The sequence below is a fragment of the Mycobacterium interjectum genome, from assembly GCF_900078675.2.
GTDB classification, from domain to species: Bacteria; Actinomycetota; Actinomycetes; order Mycobacteriales; family Mycobacteriaceae; genus Mycobacterium; species Mycobacterium interjectum.
Map to the genome: position 1 here is coordinate 2,337,252 of NZ_LT546237.1, position 5,603 is coordinate 2,342,854.

Annotated in this window: 4 protein-coding genes and 1 pseudogene; 1 reads left to right on the forward strand and 4 read right to left on the reverse strand. The window is 67.6% G+C overall.

Annotated elements, in window-relative coordinates:
- The 4 genes and pseudogenes from BN4348_RS45590 to BN4348_RS45605 all read right to left on the reverse strand — a co-directional run.
- Window positions 1-144, reverse strand: a pseudogene (locus BN4348_RS45590) (AAA family ATPase); the annotation flags it as partial.
- 36 nt (window positions 145-180) lie between these two features.
- Window positions 181-1,440: a glutamate-5-semialdehyde dehydrogenase gene (locus tag BN4348_RS45595; protein ID WP_066914163.1), complete on the reverse strand. Its 1,260-nt coding sequence runs from the start codon at window positions 1,438-1,440 to the stop codon at window positions 181-183.
- 176 nt (window positions 1,441-1,616) lie between these two features.
- Complete coding sequence (locus tag BN4348_RS45600) at window positions 1,617-3,020, reverse strand: mechanosensitive ion channel domain-containing protein (protein WP_066914166.1); 1,404 nt, start codon at window positions 3,018-3,020, stop codon at window positions 1,617-1,619.
- On the reverse strand, window positions 3,020-5,131 hold the full coding sequence (locus BN4348_RS45605) for an adenylate/guanylate cyclase domain-containing protein (protein ID WP_372513920.1): 2,112 nt from the start codon (window positions 5,129-5,131) through the stop codon (window positions 3,020-3,022). The genes BN4348_RS45600 and BN4348_RS45605 overlap by 1 nt, the downstream gene beginning before the upstream one ends.
- 289 nt (window positions 5,132-5,420) lie before the next feature.
- Between BN4348_RS45605 and BN4348_RS45610 the strand changes: the two genes are divergently transcribed.
- A partial coding sequence (locus BN4348_RS45610; protein WP_235852902.1) for a PfkB family carbohydrate kinase occupies window positions 5,421-5,603 on the forward strand: 183 nt, incomplete at its 3' end.

The following is a 5,603-nucleotide window of genomic DNA, read 5'->3' on the forward strand; positions in this document are numbered from 1 at the left end:
CACCGGCGCGGGCTGGCCGGGCCGGTCGGCCAGGAACACGGCGGTCGCGGTGGCGGTGTCGGGCAGGTAGCCGGTCTCGGCCAACCGCCGCGAGACGTCGTCGATGTCGGCGAACAACGGCGCAGGGCGGGCTGGCACACTCACAATCTCAGTTCTCCTAAAAGCTTTCTTCTCGGCGCGTCAGGCCGGGCGGGTCTGCCCGTCCCCCCACGCGATCCACTTGGTGGAGGTCAGTTCCGGCAATCCCATCGGTCCGCGGGCGTGCAGCTTCTGCGTGGAGATGCCGATCTCGGCGCCGAACCCGAACTGCTCGCCGTCGGTGAATGCCGTCGAAGCGTTGACCATCACCGCGGCCGCGTCGACTCCGTCGGTAAAGCGTTGGGCCGCAGCCATGTTCGTGGTCACGATGGACTCGGTGTGTCCGGTGCCGTACTCGTTGATGTGGGCGATCGCGGCGTCTACGCCGTCGACCACCGCCACCGCGATATCCATCGACAGGTATTCGCGGCGCAGGTCGGCCTCGTGCGCGTCCGCACCAAGCCCCCCGTGAACGGTCACCCCGGCGTGTTCCAGCGCGTCGATCAGCCTGGGCATGGCAACACCCGCGATCGCGGCGTCGACGAGCAGCGTCTCGGCGGCGTTGCAGACGCTGGGGCGCCGGGTTTTCGAGTTCAGCAGGATCCGTTCCGCCACATCCAGGTCGGCGGATTCGTGCACGTAGACGTGGCAGTTGCCGACGCCGGTCTCGATGGTGGGCACCTGGGCGTCGCGCACCACCGCGTCGATCAGGCTCGCTCCCCCGCGCGGGATCACGACGTCGACCAGGCCGCGGGCCTGGATCAGGTGGGTGACCGTGGATCGGTCGGCGGCCGACAACAGCTGGACCGCGTCGGCGGGCAGGTCCTCGCTGATCAGCGACGCGCGCAACACGTCGACGAGGGCCTGATTGGACTTCGCCGCCGACGAACTGCCGCGCAGCAGCACCGCGTTGCCGGACTTGAGCGCCAAGCCGAAGGCGTCCACGGTGACGTTGGGCCGGCCCTCGTAGATCATGCCGACGACGCCGAGCGGGACCCGCTGCTGGCGCAGGTGCAGACCGTTGGGCAGGCTGTAGCCGCGCAGCACCTCCCCGACCGGGTCGGGCAGTCCCGCGACCTGTCGCAGGCCGGCGGCGATTCCGTCGACGCGCTTGGGGTTCAGCGCCAACCGATCGAGCATCGCCGCGGGGGTGCCGGCGGCGCGAGCGGCCTCGAGGTCCTCGGCGTTGGCCGCCAGGATCCGCTCGGTGTGGGCGACAACCGCGTCCGCGGCGGACTGCAATGCCGCATCCTTGGCGACCGTCGGCAACAGCGCCAGCGCGCGGGCGGCGACCCGGGCGCGGCGGGCGGCGTCGTGGACGTCGCGGCGCAAGTCAGGAAGCGAGGGAGCTTGCAGACTCATTGAACCAGGGTATCGGGCCGTCGCCGACCAGGTCAGGCTGCCCCACGCAACGGCTGGCGCCGTGTCAGAATGGCGGCGACCCGCAGCGCCCGGCTACACCGCGCTCGCGATCGCCGCGGGGTCAGATGGCGGCGACCCGCAGCGCCCGGCTACACCGCGCTCGCGATCGCCGCGCCTCATCCCACCCGCTCGCCGCGGCGCGCCTGGCGCACCTTGCTTTGCCGTTCGTCGAGAATGTGGCCAAAGTTCTGTAGCAGCAACGGTTCACGCATCACCAGGTGCTCGATGTGCTCCCGGTCGATCTCCAGGGCGGTCACTTCCTCGAGCGCGTATGCGCTTGCCATGTTCGGCTGCCGAGTCAGCGCGGTCAGGCCGAGGAACGAGCCCTCGACCAGCGTGCTGATCGGCACGATCGAGCCGTCGTCGGCCAGCGCGGTCAGTTGCACGCGCCCAGCGACCAGGAACGTCATCCCGCTGGGCACCTGACCGGCGTACTCCACCGTCTCGTCGGCGCCGTATCTGACCAGCTCCGCGCAGGAATGCAGTGACCGCTGTTCGTCGGCGTTCAGCCGCAAAGCCGGCGCCACGACCGTCCGCAGCGCCTTCTCCACCCGTTCGGGAGTCGAATAATCGTCGTCGCAGTTGTCCAGGTGCAGGCCCTCCCGCCGCGCGGCGTACCAGACCCAGCGCAGAAAGGTCGACTTCGCGGCGCCATCGTCCGCGGGTGAGCTCAGTCCGAAGGAGGTGCGGTATTCGCCGCCACCGGCGGGCACCGAGCGGGGCACGCTGTCGGGCTTGAGCTGGGGCAGGCCCAGGGCGACGCGCGAGAGCATCGCGCAAACCCGGTCGGGCGGGTCGGCGGCCGCAAACGTCGTCGTGATCGCCAATTTGTGGGTGCCGGCGGGGCGGCTGAGGTTCGTGAACGCCGTCGTGGCCAGCACCGAGTTCGGGGTGACCCGCATCCCGCTGCCGGTGTCGATGTGCACCGCCCGCCAGTTCACCTCGACGACACGGCCCCGCGCCGTCCCGGTGTCCAGCCACTCATTGATCCGGAACGGCTGTTCGAACAGCATGAACAGGCCCGACACGATCTGCCCGACGGAGTTCTGCAGCATCAGGCCGATGACCACCGAGGTGACGCCCAGCGCGGTGAACAGGCCGCCGACCCGGACGCCCCAGATATAGGACAGCATCACGACCAGGCCCACGCCGATCAGCGCGAAGCGCGCGACGTCCAAGAAGATGGCGGGCATGCGGGCGCGCCAGCTCTCTTCGGGTGCGCCCTCGAACACCGTGGCGTTGAGCCCCGACAGCATGAGCACCAACACCAGAAAGCCGAACATCGTGGTGAGCAGCCGGACGGGGACGTCCCCGGCCGGGACCTGCGAGGCCTTGACGAGCAGCAGCAGCAGCGCGACGAGCGGCAGCAGGTAGTTGCGCAACAGGCCCACCTGCCGGGCCAGGCGGCTATTCCGGCGGACGAGCGTGTGGTGCAACTCCGTGAGGAAGATCAGCCCGACCGGGAACCCGATCGCGATGCCGATCGCCCAGTAGAACCACGAGGAGCTCCACAGATGCATCATCGCTCCGACAACCGGTACATCGCCTGCTCCGTCCCGCCGACCGAAATCGTCCCGGCGGGCGTGAACTGCCGCACGTCGCGCATCGCCTCATACACCGGGGCGCTGACGTAGATGCCGGGTTGCGGTGCGCCCCTGTGCATTTGGTAGGCCAGGCTCACCGCGGCACCCCACATGTCGTAGACCAGACTCGACCGGCCCACCAGACCGCTGATGACGTTGCCGGTGTTGATGCCGACCCGCAGGCCCAGCTCGTGGCCGGTCTGATGGTTGAACCGATCGATGATGCGGCGCATTTCGATGGCGAAATCGACGGTCCGGTGAATGCTGTCCAATCGCGGCGTGATCACCCCGCAGGTCGCGAGGTAGCCGTTGTGGAACGTGCGGATGCGTTCGACGCCAAGGGTTTCTGCCGCCGAATCGAACTGCCGGAAAAGATCGTCGACGATGGCCACCAGTTCATCGCCCGTGAGGTCGTTCGAAAGCTCGTCCAGCCCGGCGATGTCGGCGAAGATGATCGCGACGTCCTGGTGCTTCTGCGCGATGGTCGCCTCGCCCTCGCGGTACCGCTGCACGAGCGACTCGGGCATCAGCGCCAGCAGCAGGCGATTGTTCTCGTTGCGCTGCTCGTTGAGCAACTCTTCTTTGATCGCGAGATTGCGGCTCATCTCATTGAAAGCCGCCGTGAGATCGCCGATCTCGTCGCGGGCCATCACCGGAATGTTGATGTCGTAGTCACCGGAGCTGATCTTCCGCGCGCCCTCCTCGAGGCGCCGGACGGGGCGCATGGCCGCCTGGGCGATGAGCATCGAGGCCACGCAGATGACGAACACCAGCGCGGTGACCGCGATCACCAGCGTCTTGCTGAACCTGCCCAGCCGCGCAAACGCGTCGGAGTCGTCGCGCGTCGCCAGGATCGACCAGTGCAGGTTGGAGTTGGGGATGTCCAATGGCGCATAGGCTTCCAACTCCTTATTGCCCGTGTAATCGGTGGCGCTCATGGTGCCGCTCTCGCCGCGCTGGGCGGCCTTGAGACCCGCGGTCCCAACCGGCTGCACCAGCGTCGTGCCACCCAACTGGAGCGCCTTTTCCACGACGTCGGGCGGGGTGCCCGCGGCGATCGCCTCGCGCCGATATTCCTGCGGGTCTTGCAGAAACAGCCGTGAATCCGAACGCATCAGGTCATCGGGGCCGGCCAGATACGTCTCGGTCGCCGTGCCCATGCCCGCGGCTTCCCAGTGTTTGTTGGCGGTCATGATGTTGTTGATCTTGGCGATCGGCACCGGTAAGGCCATGACGCCGTCCGTCTTGCCGTTCATGCCGACCGGCGAGACCACCCACGCCGTGGGCGCGTCGAGCGCCGGCTGATAAGGCTGGAAGTCGGTGATCCAGACGAAATCGACGTCGTTGGAGCGCAGCGCCTTCTGGTAGGCGTCCTTCAAATTCGATTCCCGGTAGGGGCCGTTGAGGATGTTGGTCCCGAGGTCGGGCCCCTTCCGGACGGAGTAGACGACATTGCCCTGCAGGTCCAGCAGCAGCGCGTCGCGATAATCGAAGCGGGTGACGATATCGCGCATGTAGAAATCGAAGCGGGCGTTGGCCGCCGACCATGCGCTGCCGTCGCCGGCGTCCGCAACGGGCAGCGAGTCGGCGGTCGGCCGCGGCGGCGCGGTGTAGTACGCCTGCACGTATTTCTGCGCCGGGGAGCTCGGCAGCACCGCGTTCAGATCGATGAGCTCGCCGGTCGCCTTCTTGATCGGGGCGATCATCTGGTTGTCGTAGTAGTTGACCAGCGCCTGCTCTTGAGCGGGGTTGATCGTCGCGTTGCCCAGCTGGTTCAAGCCCGCCGTGAGCGCGGCGGTGGCCTCGTTGATGCTGAATCCGCCGCTGTAGACGATCAGGGAATTCGTCACCTCCCGAAACAGCGCCTGAATCTGCCTCTTCTGCGACTCGCGCAGCTCGATCAACCGCTCGGACTCGACCTGCCGCAGGGCGTTGCGGCCGGCTATGGCCCCGATGAGCCCGATCACCCCCACGCCGAGGATGCCCGACAGCAGCATCGCCACCAGGATCTTGGACTGGATGCCGAAACGAAAACGGTGCCATACCAGCGGCCGGCGCGTACCCCTGCGCGGCTTTCCGGCGGGGCCGGATTCCGGGGTGGTTTCCGAGGCGTTTTCAGAGGTATTTGCCCCGCCCGTTTTTGCGGCCGCTTCGGCGCCCTTGAGCTGGGTTGATGTCAATGGCCTTTCCCTCCCTGTGACGGGATGCAGCACCGATCACGCTGCAGACTAACGCGCGGACATCACGATATTGGGGATTGCCGAAAAAGGATCAGCGTCAATGTGCCGAGGATGGCCATTGTCTGGGTCAAAATTCGACCCGACTAACGTCGGCGCCATGGCGCGGGTCTGCGTGGTCGGCAGCGTGAACATGGACCTGACCTTCGGCGTCGATGCCCTGCCTAGTCCGGGCCAAACGGTGCTGGCGTCGTCGCTGACCTCCGCGCCCGGCGGCAAGGGCGGCAACCAGGCCGTGGCGGCGGCGCGCGCCGGAGCGCGCGCGCAGTTCGTCGGCGCCGTC

Bases quoted from the DNA above. Each gene is read 5' to 3' on its own strand.
- BN4348_RS45595 (WP_066914163.1), bottom strand. From the start codon at position 1,440: ATGAGTCTGCAAGCTCCCTCGCTTCCTGACTTGCGCCGCGACGTCCAC.
- BN4348_RS45600 (WP_066914166.1), bottom strand. From the start codon at position 3,020: ATGCATCTGTGGAGCTCCTCGTGGTTCTACTGGGCGATCGGCATCGCG.